The 14,950-nt window shown below is 64.6% G+C and carries 11 protein-coding genes; 4 read left to right on the top strand and 7 right to left on the bottom strand.

Annotated features, from left to right (window positions below):
* Positions 1 to 71 precede the first annotated feature (71 nt).
* A complete protein-coding gene (locus tag BI327_RS23370) occupies positions 72 to 1,481 on the top strand; it encodes a flavin monoamine oxidase family protein (protein ID WP_076863404.1) in 1,410 nt (469 codons plus the stop codon).
* A gap of 289 nt (positions 1,482 to 1,770) precedes the next feature.
* On the opposite strand, the gene BI327_RS23365 is transcribed toward BI327_RS23370, so the two are convergent.
* Entirely contained in the window at positions 1,771 to 4,377 is a 2,607-nt protein-coding gene (locus BI327_RS23365) for an MASE1 domain-containing protein (protein ID WP_076863402.1), read from the bottom strand.
* Between the two features lie 420 nt (positions 4,378 to 4,797).
* Positions 4,798 to 6,489, bottom strand: a complete 1,692-nt coding sequence (locus BI327_RS23360; protein WP_076863400.1) for a sensor domain-containing diguanylate cyclase — start codon at positions 6,487 to 6,489, stop codon at positions 4,798 to 4,800.
* Between the two features lie 109 nt (positions 6,490 to 6,598).
* Between BI327_RS23360 and BI327_RS23355 the strand changes: the two genes are divergently transcribed.
* Positions 6,599 to 7,315: a YggS family pyridoxal phosphate-dependent enzyme gene (locus BI327_RS23355; RefSeq protein WP_076863398.1), complete on the top strand. Its 717-nt coding sequence runs from the start codon at positions 6,599 to 6,601 to the stop codon at positions 7,313 to 7,315.
* 286 nt (positions 7,316 to 7,601) lie between these two features.
* On the opposite strand, the gene BI327_RS23350 is transcribed toward BI327_RS23355, so the two are convergent.
* Entirely contained in the window at positions 7,602 to 8,387 is a 786-nt protein-coding gene (locus BI327_RS23350) for a 2-keto-4-pentenoate hydratase (RefSeq protein ID WP_076863397.1), read from the bottom strand.
* A gap of 140 nt (positions 8,388 to 8,527) precedes the next feature.
* Complete coding sequence (locus tag BI327_RS23345; protein WP_076863395.1) at positions 8,528 to 9,067, bottom strand: L,D-transpeptidase family protein; 540 nt, start codon at positions 9,065 to 9,067, stop codon at positions 8,528 to 8,530.
* Positions 9,068 to 9,309: 242 nt separating this feature from the next.
* Here BI327_RS23345 and BI327_RS23340 point away from each other — a divergent pair, with 242 nt between their 5' ends.
* Complete coding sequence (locus tag BI327_RS23340; RefSeq protein ID WP_016841446.1) at positions 9,310 to 9,996, top strand: response regulator transcription factor; 687 nt, start codon at positions 9,310 to 9,312, stop codon at positions 9,994 to 9,996.
* A gap of 57 nt (positions 9,997 to 10,053) precedes the next feature.
* Positions 10,054 to 10,494, top strand: coding sequence for a Crp/Fnr family transcriptional regulator (locus BI327_RS23335; protein WP_050627983.1), 441 nt, complete (start codon positions 10,054 to 10,056; stop codon positions 10,492 to 10,494).
* A 154-nt stretch (positions 10,495 to 10,648) separates the two neighbouring features.
* Here the strand turns inward: BI327_RS23335 and BI327_RS23330 are convergent, their stop codons facing one another.
* The 3 genes from BI327_RS23330 to BI327_RS23320 form a co-directional block, all read right to left on the bottom strand.
* Positions 10,649 to 11,464: an exodeoxyribonuclease III gene (locus BI327_RS23330; protein ID WP_076863394.1), complete on the bottom strand. Its 816-nt coding sequence runs from the start codon at positions 11,462 to 11,464 to the stop codon at positions 10,649 to 10,651.
* A gap of 68 nt (positions 11,465 to 11,532) precedes the next feature.
* Complete coding sequence (locus tag BI327_RS23325) at positions 11,533 to 12,354, bottom strand: outer membrane lipoprotein carrier protein LolA (RefSeq protein ID WP_076863392.1); 822 nt, start codon at positions 12,352 to 12,354, stop codon at positions 11,533 to 11,535.
* 100 nt (positions 12,355 to 12,454) lie between these two features.
* A complete protein-coding gene (locus BI327_RS23320; RefSeq protein ID WP_076863390.1) occupies positions 12,455 to 14,935 on the bottom strand; it encodes a DNA translocase FtsK in 2,481 nt (826 codons plus the stop codon).
* Positions 14,936 to 14,950: the final 15 nt, after the last annotated feature.

Below are 14,950 nucleotides of genomic sequence, written 5' to 3'. Positions count from 1 at the left end.
GAGATGCGGCACAGTTCGCGAAGCGTTCCCATTCTCTGCAAGTCGGCGGAAACCATGCCAGAAGCTATGTCATGCCTGTGACCCGCCGTGATTTCCTGTCGGCGTCGGCTGCTCTCGCGCTGACGCCTGTGCTGGGCGGCCGGGCGCTTGCTGCGCCGTCGCCGCGCGAGGCCGACATCGTCGTGATCGGCGCCGGCGCCGCCGGCATCGCCGCGGCACGGCGGATCGCGGCTGCAAACCGCAAGGTGATCGTGGTGGAGGCATCGGGCCAAATCGGCGGCCGCTGCCAGACCGATGCATCGACCTTCGACGTGCCGTTCGATCGCGGCGCGCGCTGGATGCACAATCCCGAGACCAATCCGATGATCCGGCTGGCGCGTTCCGCGGGCCTCGACATCGTCACCGCGCCCGCGGGCCAGAAGATCCGCATCGGCCGCCGCTACGCCCGTCCCGGCGAGACCGAGGAATTTCTCGCGGCGTTGGTGCGCGCCAATCGCGCCATCGACGACGCGGCGCGCAAGGGCGATATCGCCTGCGCCGCCGCGATGCCGAAGGATCTCGGCGACTGGGCCGGCACCGCGGAATTCCTGCTCGGTCCCAATTTCTGCGGCAAGGACCTGAAGGATCTCTCCGCCGTCGACAAGGTGCGCGCGCAGGATCGCAACACCGCGATCGCCTGCCGGCAGGGGCTCGGCGCGCTGATCGCAAAGCTCGGCGACGGGCTGCCGCTGGCGCTGTCGACGCCGGCGCAGCGCATTCTGTGGAGCAACCGCGACGTGATGGTCGAGACGCCGTCCGGCAAGATAGTCGCGCGCGCTGCCATCGTCACCGTGTCGAGCAACGTGCTCGCAAGCGGCAACATCAAGTTTGCGCCCGAGCTTCCGAAGCGCGCGCTCGATGCCGCCGCCAAGCTGAGCCTCGGCAGCTACGATCGCATCGCGCTGCAACTCCCCGGCAATCCGCTCGGGCTGTCGCACGACGACGTCATCATCGAGCAGAGCAATTCGACCAAGACGGCGCTGCTCTACGGCAATATCGCCGGCTCCTCGCTGTGCACGATCGACGTCGCCGGCTCGTTCGGCCGCGATCTCTCCGCGCAGGGCGAGAAGGCGATGGTTGCGTTCGCGGTGGAATGGCTGACCAGGCTCTATGGCAGCGAGGTCGGTGGTGCCGTGAAGAAGACCAGCGCGACGCGCTGGAATGCGCAGCCCTTCATCCAGGGCGCGATGTCGGCGGCAGTACCCGGCGCGCAATTCTCCCGCCGGATCCTGACCGAGCCGATCGGCGCGATGTATCTCGCCGGCGAGGCCACCCATGAGACGCTGTGGGGCACCGTCGACGGCGCCTGGGAAAGCGGCGAGCGCGCCGCCGACGCCGCGCTGCGCAGAATCGGCGGGATCAAGGAGACGGCGCCGGAGTCCGCTGCGTCGTCCACAAAGCACAAGCGCCGCGCGCCGCGTTCGGCCGGGCCGATGAATTGATGGTCGAGTCAGGTGACGGCTGAGTATGGCCTCCTTGTCGCAGTGTTTGTCGCGATTTGGTGTCGAGTGCTGCCGCAAAATAGGTGTCGTCCCTGCGAAAGCAGGGACCCATACGCCGCGGCAGATGTTGTGATCGGGATTCGTCGTTCCGCCGTCGTTCAGCAATAACCATTTGTGGTTATGGGTCCCTGCTCCCGTGCGCAATTGCGCACTAGGCAGGGACGACAGCGCGTTTGCTGCGCGGTCGGTGAGTCGCGTATCCGATCAACGCCCGCGCCGGCGCGACCGGTCAATTTCTGCGCAGAGCGTCGCTCGAATCCGACGCCAGGCGTACGCCGGCTGATCGCGCGGATCTCGGGGGCGCAAGATCCTGGATGAAATCCCTGAGTGCCTCGGTATCGAACGGCTTGCGCAGTATTTTCAGACTAGGCGGCGCTGCATTTGCAGCGTCGCTGTAACCGGTGGTGAGGGCTATCGGCAAACCCGGGTACCGCGACCGCACCTCTCTCGCGAGCCCGACGCCATCGATGGTTCCCGGCATCACGATATCGCTGAAGACGAGATCGATCCGTGTGCCGGCATCGAGCAGTTTCAACGCCGCTTCGGCCGAATCCCGATAGATCGTTTCATAACCCAGATGTTCGAACAGCGAGGATGTCACATCCGCCACTTCCGGGCTGTCGTCGACGACGAGAACAGTCTGGCGCTGCGGCTGCCTCGGTCTGGCCTTGGCGGCGGCGAGGTCTTTGTTGGCGATCTGCTCGTCTGCGCAGGACGGCAGGTAGATTGTAATGGTTGTTCCTTGTCCAACCTTGCTGTCTGCCGTCACCGTTCCGCCGGCCTGGTGCGCGAAACCATAGACCTGGGACAGACCGAGCCCGGTCCCTTTGCCGACCTCCTTGGTCGTGAAGAACGGATCGAACATCTTGGACAGAAGGTTTGGCGGAATGCCGGTGCCGGTATCGCCAAGCGCGATCGCAAAGAAGGTCTTTGCGCGGCGATCGCCGCCGGTTTCCTGGTTCGCGGTCACCGCATGGACGGACAAGGTGAACGTGCCGCCGCTTGGCATTGCATCGCGCGCATTGACCGCGATGTTGACGATCGCAAGCTCCAGCTCGGCGAGGTCCACCTTGACCGAGGCTATGCCCTCACCGACGTTCTCGTTGTACACGATGTTGCCGCGTAGCGAGCTCTCGATCATGGTCCGCATGTTCTTGATGGACGCATTCAGATCAACGATCGTCGGGCTGAGATGCTGGTGACGGGAGAATGTCAACAATTGGCGCGTGAGGCTCTCGCCGCGTTTGGCCGCGGTCTGGATGGCTTCGATTGCCTTGGGCAGCTTTGGATCAAGCAGTCGCGTGAAGATCTGGGCGCTGCCTCCAATGATCATCAATAGATTGTTGAAGTCGTGCGCAATCCCGCCGGTCAGTTTGCCGATTGCCTCCATTTTTTGCGACATCGCGAGCTGCTCGCGGGCCTGAACCAGCTTCTCTTCCGCATCGCGTCGTTCGGTTGCGTCTCGTAGAATACTGATGAAGCCGATCAGATTTCCTGCGTCGTCATGGCTCGACGAGACTGATCCCGTGATGAAGAACGGCGTACCATTCTTTCTGATGCGCCAACCCTCGACGTCGTACTTGCCTTTTTCGATTGCCGTCTCCAGTGCGTGTGCTGGCGAACCCGCGCGGCGTTCATCCGGCCGATAGAATATTCCAAAATGCTTGCCTACGATTTCTTCCGAGGTGTAGCCGATGATTTTCTGAGCGCTGCTATTCCAGCTCGTGACGTGTCCTTCTTTATCAAGCGCAAAAATCGCATAGTCGACGACGCCTTCGATCAGGGTTTGGAAGTGTCGTCTGATGCTGTCCAGCGCCAGGGCTTTCCGTTCCAGTTGATCGTTGAGTTGGCCCTGAACAGAAAGGAGACGGGCTTCCGTAGTCTGGCGCGTCGCGATTGCCGCTGCCAGGGCAAGAGGAGGCGCCGATACGCTGATCGAAAGCACGAGCAGGGACAACAATGCGCCATTCGGATCCATTTTCGGAAATGGATCATTCCCCACCGAGAACCCCCACACGGCCATTCCGACAAAAACGAACGCAGCCGTCGACGCGCTGCATCGATCCCCGCGCAGGCCGGCCCATACCAGGGGTAGTAAAATCAGAAAGCCCAGCAGGCCCCGATGCGGCAGCGACACGTCAAGGCCAGCACTGATGAGGTTGCTGCCGATCAGCGGGCTGTAAGCAACCATCCCGATGATAGCAGCGAGAGCGGTGACAGCGATCGATTCCAACAGCTTCCATCTGGAGGAGCCGCCTAGGCGCATCGTCGCCCAGAGCACGATGACCGGCGCAATCACCAGGGCCCCCGCGGCGTCCGCATGCCACCAGCTCAACCCGGTGACGACGGAATCGGAGAGACTCGATTCGTTGACGAGCGTGAAACCGGCCAACGCGATGGTTGAGCTGATGATCGCGGTCGGCGCAAAGCAAATGATAGCAAACTTTGCGACGCCGAGAGGCGTGGCAAATGTCCGGCGACCGTTCGACCAACGGCCGATCATCCATGCCCCGGCAGATGCAGCAAGCAGGCTGCCGATCCCGGCGGCGCCCAACGCCAGGAGCGACCGGTCGGCCGCCATAAGGTAAGGAGAGAGGGCCCCCAGCAGGATCGCGGGCCAGATCCGATAGCCGCGCAGCAGGACCAGCGCGAGCGCAAGCCCGGTCGGTGGCCATAGCGGTGTCCCGGTTGGATTTATCGCGGGAAGGAACTGGGCGGATTCGGCAAGGCCGCCATAAATCACCGCAACTATCAAGATTTCGGCCGAGTAGGTCGCGATGCTCCGAGCGTCGCCAAAAGCGAGATTCCTGGCCGTTTCGAACCCTGCCCTTTCCATCGCAAGCCTTTGCAGCGGGCATCTCAAGAATGCGGTGGCGACCTGTCCCCTGATCCCGGGTCACCAAAAGAGGCGAATCGCATCGGTTCGTTACGTCGATGGTCCCGCCAAACACTCAACGCAGTTTTGACCAAAGCATGGCCGCACGATCGTAAGTAGGGTGACGCCAGGCAATTTCGGAACGAGGGGATATCGGGCAGCAGCATTGACCTAATAGCAATACAAATTGGGTCCGATCCCGCTGCGTGTCGATAGATCATCAGCCGTCATTTTCGCGGTTGGCGCAAGGATGAACTCTCGCGCTCATGACCGCATCGGATCAAAAGCCATCGGCGACGGCCGACCCGGGCAACCACGGGCCCTCGGAAGGGGATTTTCATGCGTATGCGCCGGCTGCTCGTGCTGCACGAGCCGGTCCGCTCAGCTCGCCAGCGCCATCCCGGCTTCATCGAGCGTCTGCAGGAAGCCGTGCTCGATCACGGCGTTGCGGCCGCGGCGCTTGGCGGCGTAGAGGGCGGCGTCCGCGGCTTCGATGAGGTCGCCCGGCCGCTGGGTCTCGTTCGGCCTGGTGGTGGCGACGCCGACGCTGACGGTGACGACGCAATGGCTCGAGGATGCATGCGGCACCGCGAGGCCGAGCACCGCGGTGCGCACGGTCTCGCCGATCGCGAGTGCATGCGCGGCGTCGGTGTTCGGCAGCAGCAGGCAGAATTCCTCGCCGCCATAGCGGCCGGCAAAGCCCATCGTGTCGGCGGCGATTCCGGCGAGCGCCTCGCCGATCCGGGTCAGGCAGGCGTCGCCCTCGGGATGGCCGTAGGTGTCGTTGTAGAGCTTGAAGTGATCGACATCGATCATCATCAGCGACAGCTCGCATTCATATTGCTGCGCCCGCATCCACTCGAAATCGAGCCGGCTCTGGAAGCCGCGGCGGTTGGCGAGGCCGGACAGCGCGTCGATCGACGCCATCACGGTGAGACGATCGTTGGAGGCGACCAGCTCGCGCTCGCGCTGACTGAGCTGTGCCGCCATCGCGTTGAAGGCGCGCGCCAGCGGCACGAATTCCGACGGCAGCTTGTGCTTGGCGACGCGCGCCGACCAGTCGCCTTCGCCGAACCGTCGCGCCATGCCGGTCATCAGCTCGATCGGGTGGATGACGAGCCGCTCCGCGCCGACCAGCGCGCCCAGCAGGACGAACAGGCAGACGAAGCCGAGCTGCAGATAGGCGGTCCGGATATCGCGGTTGATCGCCGCCGTCACCTTGGCCTCGTCCATGCTCACGATCAGCCGCGATTGCGTTCCGGTGATACGGGCGAAGCTCAACGTGCGCTGCGTGCCGTCGGATGCGGTGAACGAGATCGAGCCGGACGGCTCGTCATAGCTCAGCGCCTTCTCCGCAATCGCCGACATCAAGGGGATGGTGTCGAGCGAGCGGCCGATCAGGCTCGCATGATCTGCGGGTGCCGCGACCACGACGCCGGTGCTGTCGACCAGCACGGCCGACATGCCGGGCTGGCCGCCGAGATTGGCCATGATCTGCGACAGCCAGTCGATGTTGATGCCGGCGACCACCACGGCATCCTGCTCCGGATTGATCGCAGCCACCGGATAGGCCGCCATCATCATCGGGCGGCCGTTGGTCCTGCCGCGCAGATAGTCGCTGAACACGAAGCCGCGATTGTCCTGCGCCTTCTTGAAATATTCGCGGTCGCCGAGATTCATCCCGACCTGGCTGTTGAGCGTGGAACACTGCACGACGCCGTCCCTGGAGACGAACATGATGCTGCGGATCCAGGGCAGCACCGTCGGCAGGCTGGCGCGCAGCACCTCGCAGCTCTGCCCAATACCGCCGGAGGCGCGGATATAGGCGGCGGATTTCAGCATGGTCTCGACCGAGGACACCACTTCGCGCTGGGTTTCGGCAGCGTGGGCGGTGAGGCTGGCATAGCCGGCTGCGGCCTGCGCGATCTGCTTGGTACGGGAATCTTCCAGCGTGCGGACGCGATCGAGCATCAGGGGCGCGACCAGCATCAGCGCAAGCAAGGCCAGCCGGGCACGGATGCCCAGAAGCTTCTTGAGTCTGACCCGGTTGCGGTTGAAAGTGACGCCCGACATTCTATTCCCTTGCCCGTGTGCAGGGTAAAATGAAGGGCTTCAAAAAGCCTTTCCCGAATTTGGTAAAATTCGAGCCAACCCCCCGCACCTGTCAGAGAACGGCACAAGCATGACGCAAAGCCCGACCACGCCGTTATCGGCGGATTCACCACATGACCCCGCCTCTGGCCTCGCCGCGGTGGAGCAGGAGATCCTTCATGCCTGCAAGGAGGCGCGGCGCGACCGCGCCTCGGTGACGCTGATCGCGGTGTCGAAGACGTTCGCGGCCGACGCAATTTTGCCGATTATCGGCGCCGGACAGCGCGTATTCGGCGAAAATCGCGTGCAGGAGGCCAAGGGCAAGTGGCCGGAGCTGATCCAGGCCAATCCCGGTGTGAGGCTGCATCTGATCGGGCCGTTGCAGTCGAACAAGGCCAAGGAGGCGGTCGCGCTGTTCGATGCGATCCATTCGGTCGACCGCACCAGCGTTTGCGAAGCGTTAGCCAAGGAAATCAAATCTCAGCAGAAACATCCGGAATTGTTCGTCCAGATCAACACCGGCGAGGAGCCGCAGAAGGCCGGCGTCGCGCCGCAGGACGCGGATACCTTCATCGCGGCGTGCCGCGAGAAATATGGCCTGCCGATTTCAGGACTGATGTGCATCCCGCCGGTCGACCAGGCACCGGCGCCGCATTTTGCATTGTGCGCCAAGATCGCCGCGCGCAACGGCTTGACGAATCTCTCGATGGGAATGAGCGCGGATTTCGCCGCGGCGATCGCGATGGGCGCGACGCATGTGCGGGTGGGGTCGGCGATCTTCGGCACGCGGACGGTGGTGCATAACTGACGAGGAGCGTGCCGCATAGCCAGTGTCGTCCCTGCGAAGGCCGGGACCCATAACCACCGAAGGTAGTTGTTGAGCGCCGACTAGCCGCGTGCCCTTTGCGCCGGCCACGGCGTATGGGTCCCTGCTTTCGCAGGGACGACGATGCGGATTGCCTCTACGCCATCATCAGACCCGTCATCCTGAGGAGCCGCGAAGCGGCGTCTCGAAGGATCGACGGCCACTAGCCGGGCCGTGCATCCTTCGAGGCTCGCAAGCGCTCGCACCTCAGGATGACGGTGTTGGCTTGCTACGCGAACCGCACTGACACCTTACCTATCGCGCCGAAATCGGCCGCGAACACATCACCCGCGGCGATCGGCAGCGGCGGATGGCAGGTGCCTGTGGTGACGACTTCACCTGCGCGCAAGGTGATGCCGAGGGCGCGCAATTCGTTGGCGCACCACGTCAGCGCTATCAGGGGATCGCCGAGCACGTTCTTGCCGTGGCCGGTGTAGCGTTCGCCGCGCAGCGTGATGGTCGGCCGCTGCTCGACCAGATCGATCGCGCGCCAGTCGGCGGTCGTTGCCTCTCCGAGCACGAACAGATGCGCGCAGGCATTGTCGGCGATCAGCTGAGCCTCACCGGCGGAGACGAAATCGGCGAACCGCGAATCCGGAATCTCGATCGCCGGGTGCAGCGTGCCGACGGCGTCGAGCACCTCCTGCACGCTGTATGGCGTCGTGCGCGGCGCGAGGTCGCGCGCCATGCGGAAGGCGTATTCCGGCTCGCCGACGCGCATCTCGTTGCCCTTCATCGATGCGGTGCCGCCATCCGGGATCAGCGTCTCGGCGAGGATGCGCCCGGCGAGCGGGCCGGCGACGTTGATGTGCTTCTGGCCGGCCGCGCTGGTTGCCGCGATCTTCCAGCCGAACAGTTTTTCGCGCGACGTCTTCTCCAGCTCAGCCTGCACCGCATAGCCCTCGGCGCGATCGCGCGGCCGCATCGCGGCCTCGAGTGCGCCGAGTTTTGTTCCCGCGCGCCAGTGCTCGTGCAGGACGTTTGCGGCGGCGGCGATCTGGTTGTTGTCGAGCATGGTCGGATCCCTACTGTCTTTCGTCTCGTCATTGCGAGGAGCGATAGCGACGAAGCAATCCATCTTTCGGCATGCGCGGTGGCAATGGATTGCTTCGCTTCGCTCGCAATGACGATTCCCTTACCACGAGGAGTTTGAGACTAGCCGATGATGATCCGGGTCTGCGGACCCATCCGCCGCAACAGCCGCAGCATCGAGGCTCTCGTCATCGAGACACAGCCAGCCGTCGGCGCGAAATTCGGCCGCGCCAGATGCAGGAACACGGCGCTGCCGCGGCCGGCGATGCGCGGCGTGGCGTTGTGGTCGATCTCGACGATGAAGTCGTAGAGGTGGTCGTCGCGCCTCAGGCGGTCGCCGGTCTGCTCGCGGTCGAGCCGGATCGGCTGGTTGTAGTGGCGGTCGGCCGGATCCTCGCACCAGGCGTCCTCGCGGCGGATCGGCCGGGTCGGCAGGAAGGTTGTGGGGCGCTGGTGCCGGTCGGCCCGCCACCACAGCTGTCGCGGATGGAAGACGCCGCGCGGGGTGCCGCCGTCGCCCTCGCGCTTGTTGGCGAGGATCCCGCCGCGTCCGAGCGCCACCGGAACGGTCCAGCCGTCGGCCGTCAGCCAGCCCCGGCGCGGATCGCCGGCGGCTGCGTGGACCTCGATGGCGGAGAGCGGGCAATCACGTTTGATTGTCATATAAGTGATTGAAATAGCTGATCTTCCCCTAAGAATCGTTCCAAACTGAACTTGCCTTGGCCGCGCGGATCATTCTATCTCCCGGCATTACAGGACATTCACGTCCTGCCCCGCCGGATTTGAGTTAGACTGCGCTGCCTTGTGAATCGGTAACAATCGCCTACCTGAGCACATATCTAGCCGATGTTACGGCCATAAGCGTCCTCCGCTTCTGACCGCCCCGCCCCCGAAGGATTGTACCTATGGCCAATGCCCGCAAGATCTTGATCGTGGATGACGATACCGATCTGCGCGATACGCTGGTCGAGCAGCTGTCCCTGCACGAGGAATTCGAAGCCTCCGCAGTCGATACCGGCGCCAAGGGCGCCACTGCCGCCAAAGCCAATTCCCCCGATCTGGTCCTGATGGATGTTGGCCTGCCCGACACCGACGGCCGCGAAGTGGTCCGCAGCCTGCGCAAGGGCGGCTTCAAGGCCCCGATCATCATGCTGACCGGCCACGACACCGATTCCGATACGATCTTGGGGCTGGAAAGCGGCGCCAACGACTATGTGGCCAAGCCGTTTCGTTTTGCGGTGCTGCTGGCCCGGATCCGGGCCCAGCTGCGCCAGCACGAGGCCAGCGAGGACGCGGTGTTCTCGGTCGGCCCCTACTCGTTCCGGCCCGGCTCCAAGATGCTGACCGGCGCCAACGCCCGCAAGGTGCGGCTGACCGAGAAGGAAACCGCGATCCTGCGCTTTCTCTACCGTGCCGGCCAGATGCCGGTGTCGCGCGAGACCCTGCTCCAGGAAGTCTGGGGTTACAATTCCGGTGTCACCACCCACACGCTGGAAACCCACATCTACCGCCTCCGCCAGAAGATCGAGAAGGACGCCGCCAACCCGGAAATCCTGGTCACGGAAGCCGGTGGCTACAAGCTGGTGCCGTGATACGCTTCGCGCTCAACGATTCGTGAAATCGAGGCGCACCGCGGTTACCGGACCTGAATGTCGATCGATGATGACGTAGCCCTGCTCGAGCGGGTCCCGACGATGCGTCTGTTGGGCGACAGCTCCTTGCGCATGCTGGCGATCGGCTCCGAGCAACGCGACTTCAACGCAGGCGAAGTGCTGTTCAAGACCGGCGACACTGCGGACGCCGGCTATGTCGTGCAGCGCGGCACCTTCCGGGTCGAGGAAGGCGGCGCCGAGATCATCGCAGGTCCCGGCGCGCTGATCGGCGAGCTCGCATTGATCGTCGCGATGAAACGGCCGTCGACCGCGACCGCACTGGAGCGCGGCTCGGTGATCCGCGTCGCACGCAGCCTGTTCCAGCGCGTGCTGGAAAGCGATCCCGCCGCCGCCCGCCGCCTGCGCGACGAACTCGCACTGCGCACCAGCCAGCTGGCGAGCGATATCCTGATGGCGGGCGGGAAGCTGAGTACCTAGCCCGCTGTTACCGGCAGTTCAATGATCCGTCACCCTGAGGAGCGCGCTCTTGCGCGCGTCTCGAAGGGTCGACGGCCACCAGTGGGGCCGATTCATCCTTCGAGGCTCGCTCCGCTCGCACCTCAGGATGACGGTTTCCGATTCGGCGAGAGCCTCAAACCTCCATCACCGCGGTCACCGGCACATGGTCGGACGGGCGCTCCCAGCTGCGGGCGTCGCGGGTGATCTTGAAGTCGCTGACGTGGTCCTTCAGTGCGCGCGAGACCCAGATGTGGTCGAGCCTGCGGCCGCGGTCGCCGACGGTCCAGTCCGCGGCGCGATAGCTCCACCAGGTGTAGACCTTCTCCGACATCGGGATCCGCTCGCGCGCGATGTCGAACCATTCGCCATGCGCTTGCGCGGCGAGCAGCTTCTCGGTCTCGACCGGCGTGTGCGAGACCACCTTCAACAGCTGCTTGTGCGACCACACGTCGTTCTCATGCGGCGCGACGTTGAGGTCGCCGACCAGGATGTGGCGGTCCTCGCCGCGCGGATGCAGCGGCTCGCAGGCCTTCATCTCGTCGAGGAATTGCAGCTTGTGCTCGAATTTCGGATTGAGCGCGGGATCGGGAATGTCGCCGCCGGCCGGGACGTAGAAATTATGCAGCACCAAGGGCTTTGACAGCTGCGCTTTCTCGCCGAACGAAACCGAGATGTGCCGCGAATCGATCTTGTCGCAGAAGGTGCGGATGTCGGTCGTCTCGAACGGCAGCCGCGAGACGATGGCGACGCCGTGATAGCCCTTCTGTCCGTTCAGCGCGACGTGCTCATAGCCGAGCCGCTTGAAGCGCTTCAGCGGAAACGCATCGTCGATGCATTTGGTCTCCTGCAGGCACAGCACGTCGGGCCGCGCGCTCTTCAGGAACTTGGCGACGATGTCGATGCGCAGGCGCACCGAATTGATGTTCCAGGTGGTGACGGAGAACCGCATGAGAACCGCGTCTTAGCATGGTTCTCAGTGGGGGTTTCAATTGTCCACAGGCGAGGGAGAAGAGTGCGTTAGCCCGGCGAGGAGCCGGGATAGGTCGTGAAGTCGATCTTGAACAGCCCCGGATCGGGCTTCTGCGTCACGTCGAGATTGTAGACTGCAACGGTCGTGTCGTAGCCCTGGGGATCGGTGACGGTCCACTGCTTGAGCTTGCCGTCCTTGGCGCCAATCATCAAAAGGAAGCGGCTGGTGCCGACCAGCGCCTGCTTCTCCTCGATCGTGATGCTGACGAACACGTCGTCGGCGGTGACGCTGATGACGTTGGTGTCCTTCATCAGGTCGATGCGGTCCGACAGCAGATAGCGCAGCGGGGTCTGCGACAGCGGATAGACGTCCTGGGTGGCGAGCCTGCGGTCGCGCACCGCGACCGACGAGCCGTCGGCGATCACCTCGATGGTGCTCGGATCGTCATATTCGAAGCGCAGCTTGCCCGGCTTCTGGATGTAGAAATCGCCCTTGGTCTTGGTGCCGTCGGGACCGACCTGGACGAAATTCCCGACCAGCGTCTGCAGCGACGACAGATAGGCCGAGACCTTGGCGGCCTGTGCCTTCTGGTTGGCGTCGAAGGTCTGGAAGATATTGGCAGGGACGTTGCGGCGCGGATCGGGGATCACCGGGTTGGGCGGTGCCTGGGTGGCGCCCGTGGTGGTCGGGCCCTTGTCCGCATTGCTCTGCGCGCCGGCGTCCTTGGCCTTCGGCGCAGTCTTGGATCCTGCGTTGGGTGCGGATTTCGGCGCCGGCGCATTCTGCGCAGTCGCGCCGCCGGCGATCGCGGCGGTGACGAGAAGAGCCAGCGCAGTGCGCGCGCCGCGGTCAATGAGGTATTTTGCCATCAGATATGTCAGGTCTCTGTTCGACGCTCGTCCCGCTTGGCCGGATTCTATCCCGCCTCTTCCGAGGGAGATATGGTTTTTCCGTGATGATCGCCCCCGATCAGAACTGGCCTTCTTCCTCCCCGACCAGGATTTCGCGCTTTCCGGCGTGATTCGCCGGGCCGACGATGCCCTCAAGTTCCATCCGCTCCATCAACGAGGCGGCGCGGTTATAGCCGATCTGCAGCCGGCGCTGGATGTAGGAGGTCGACGCCTTGCGGTCGCGCTTGACGATCGCAACCGCCTGCGTGAACAGGTCGCCGCCGCCGTCGCCACCCATGCCGGTGGCATCGAACACCGCGCCGTCTTCCTCGCTCGGCTCTTCCGCCGTGACCGCTTCGAGATATTCCGGGGCGCCTTGCGTCTTGAGGTGGCGCACCACCTTCTCGACTTCCTCGTCGGAAGCGAACGGGCCGTGCACGCGGCTGATGCGGCCGCCGCCCGCCATATAGAGCATGTCGCCCTGGCCGAGCAGCTGCTCGGCGCCCATCTCGCCGAGGATGGTGCGGCTGTCGATCTTCGACGTCACCTGGAAGGCGATGCGGGTCGGGAAGTTCGCCTTGATCGTGCCGGTGATGACGTCGACCGACGGACGCTGTGTGGCGAGGATCACATGCAACCCGGCGGCGCGCGCCATCTGCGCGAGGCGCTGCACCGCGCCTTCGATGTCCTTGCCGGCGACCATCATCAGGTCGGCCATTTCGTCGACGATGATGACGATATAGGGCAGCGGCTCGAGGTCGAGCTTCTCTTCCTCGTAGATCGCCTTGCCGGTCTCCTTGTCGAAGCCGGTGTGCACGGTGCGCGTCAGCTCTTCGCCTTTGCCCTTGGCCTCGACGAGGCGGGCATTGTAGCCGTCGATGTTGCGCACGCCGAGCTTGGCCATCCGCTTGTAGCGCTCTTCCATCTCGCGCACGGCCCATTTCAGCGCCACCACCGCCTTCTTCGGATCGGTGACGACGGGCGTCAGCAAATGCGGGATGCCGTCATAGACCGAAAGTTCGAGCATCTTCGGGTCGACCATGATCAGGCGGCACTGGTCCGGGCGCAGCCGGTAGACCAGGCTCAGGATCATGGTGTTGATCGCGACCGATTTGCCGGAGCCGGTGGTGCCGGCGATCAGCATGTGCGGCGTGCGGGCCAGATCGATGATGACGGGATCGCCGCCGATCGTCTTGCCGAGGCACAGCGGCAGCTTCGCAACCGAATCGACGCTCTCCTTGGCGACCAGGAGCTCGCGCAGGTAAACCTTCTCGCGATGCGCGTTCGGCAGCTCGATGCCGATCGCGTTGCGGCCGGCGACCACGGCGACGCGCGCCGACAGCGCGCTCATCGAGCGCGCGATGTCGTCCGACAGGCCGATCACGCGCGACGACTTGATGCCGGGCGCGGGCTCGAGCTCGTACAGCGTGACCACCGGGCCCGGGTTGGCTTTCACGATCTCGCCGCGCACGCCGAAATCCTGCAGCACGCCTTCGAGCGCGCGCGAATTGGCTTCGAGCTCGGCCTTGCTCAGCGGTTGGCGATCGCTCGCCTTCGGCGCGCTGAGCACGGAGACCGACGGCAGCTCGAACTTGTCGGAGTTCTTCTTCTTCGGCTTCGGCTCGGCCTTCTTGCGCGGGGCGCGGGCGGCGGGAGCTTCCTCCTCGTCCTCTTCTTCCTCTTCGTCGTCGCCGGGATCCTCGGCGTCGTCCTCGTCGTGATCTTCATGCGCGGGCGCGATCGAGGGCGCCGCGCGGCCGCCGCCGATATTCGGCTCCTGGCGCTCGAAGGCGGCGCTGCGGCCCTGCGATCCGCTCGACACCAGCGATCTATAGGCGGTGGAGAACAGCCAGCCGAGCCGCGCTTTCGCGCTCATCAGCGCATGGAACAGCCAGCCCAGCGAGACCGAGCTGCGGTCGTTGTCTTCGTCCTCGACGAACGGCTCGTCCTCGTCAGTGATCGGCGTCAGCTCGTCGTCCTGCTCCTTGGCGCCCCAGCCGCAGGCGAACAGGAAGCACGCAGTCATCGCGACGAACAGGATCAGGCCGAGCACGACGCGATAGAGGAAGCCGGGCGGGCCGAACACGACGGCAGGCGCGCGCAGCAGCGCGTCGCCGACCACGCCGCCGAGCCCGGTCGGCAGCGGCCATGAGGTGTTGTGCGGCCAGCAGCTGGCGAAGCCCGCCGCGATCACCGTGCACAGGATCCAGCAGCCGAGCCGCAGCGCCTCGCGGTCGAACGGACGATGCGTCAGCATCCGCCAGCCCCACACCGCGACCGGCAGCACCAGCATGATCGCGCCGAGGCCGAGGATCTGCATCAACAGGTCGGCGCCGATCGCGCCGGGATAGCCGAGCACGTTGCGGATCGCGCGCGAGGTGGCGTGGCTGAGCGACGGATCCTGCACCGACCAGGTCATCAGCGCCGCAGCGATGGCGCCTGACAGCGCGATCAGGCCGAGCCCGGTGAGTTCGCGCAGCCGTCGGGCCAGCGCCTCGCGCAACGAGAGCGGCAGATGGCCGACCAGGGGGATGACACGTTCGATCGCTGGCATACTCAATCTTCGCGCTTCGCG

This window comes from Bradyrhizobium mercantei (assembly GCF_001982635.1).
Classification (GTDB): Bacteria; Pseudomonadota; Alphaproteobacteria; order Rhizobiales; family Xanthobacteraceae; genus Bradyrhizobium; species Bradyrhizobium mercantei.
The sequence above is the reverse complement of the archived record's forward strand: the minus strand, read 5'-3'. Positions and strand labels throughout refer to the sequence as shown.

Excerpts from the sequence above, each read along its gene's own strand:
- BI327_RS23370 (WP_076863404.1), top strand. The coding sequence starts at position 72 with ATGCCTGTGACCCGCCGTGATTTCCTGTCGGCGTCGGCTGCTCTCGCG.
- BI327_RS23365 (WP_076863402.1), bottom strand. The coding sequence starts at position 4,377 with ATGGAAAGGGCAGGGTTCGAAACGGCCAGGAATCTCGCTTTTGGCGAC.
- BI327_RS23360 (WP_076863400.1), bottom strand. The coding sequence starts at position 6,489 with ATGTCGGGCGTCACTTTCAACCGCAACCGGGTCAGACTCAAGAAGCTT.
- BI327_RS23355 (WP_076863398.1), top strand. The coding sequence starts at position 6,599 with ATGACGCAAAGCCCGACCACGCCGTTATCGGCGGATTCACCACATGAC.
- BI327_RS23350 (WP_076863397.1), bottom strand. The coding sequence starts at position 8,387 with ATGCTCGACAACAACCAGATCGCCGCCGCCGCAAACGTCCTGCACGAG.
- BI327_RS23345 (WP_076863395.1), bottom strand. The coding sequence starts at position 9,067 with ATGACAATCAAACGTGATTGCCCGCTCTCCGCCATCGAGGTCCACGCA.
- BI327_RS23340 (WP_016841446.1), top strand. The coding sequence starts at position 9,310 with ATGGCCAATGCCCGCAAGATCTTGATCGTGGATGACGATACCGATCTG.
- BI327_RS23335 (WP_050627983.1), top strand. The coding sequence starts at position 10,054 with ATGTCGATCGATGATGACGTAGCCCTGCTCGAGCGGGTCCCGACGATG.
- BI327_RS23330 (WP_076863394.1), bottom strand. The coding sequence starts at position 11,464 with ATGCGGTTCTCCGTCACCACCTGGAACATCAATTCGGTGCGCCTGCGC.
- BI327_RS23325 (WP_076863392.1), bottom strand. The coding sequence starts at position 12,354 with ATGGCAAAATACCTCATTGACCGCGGCGCGCGCACTGCGCTGGCTCTT.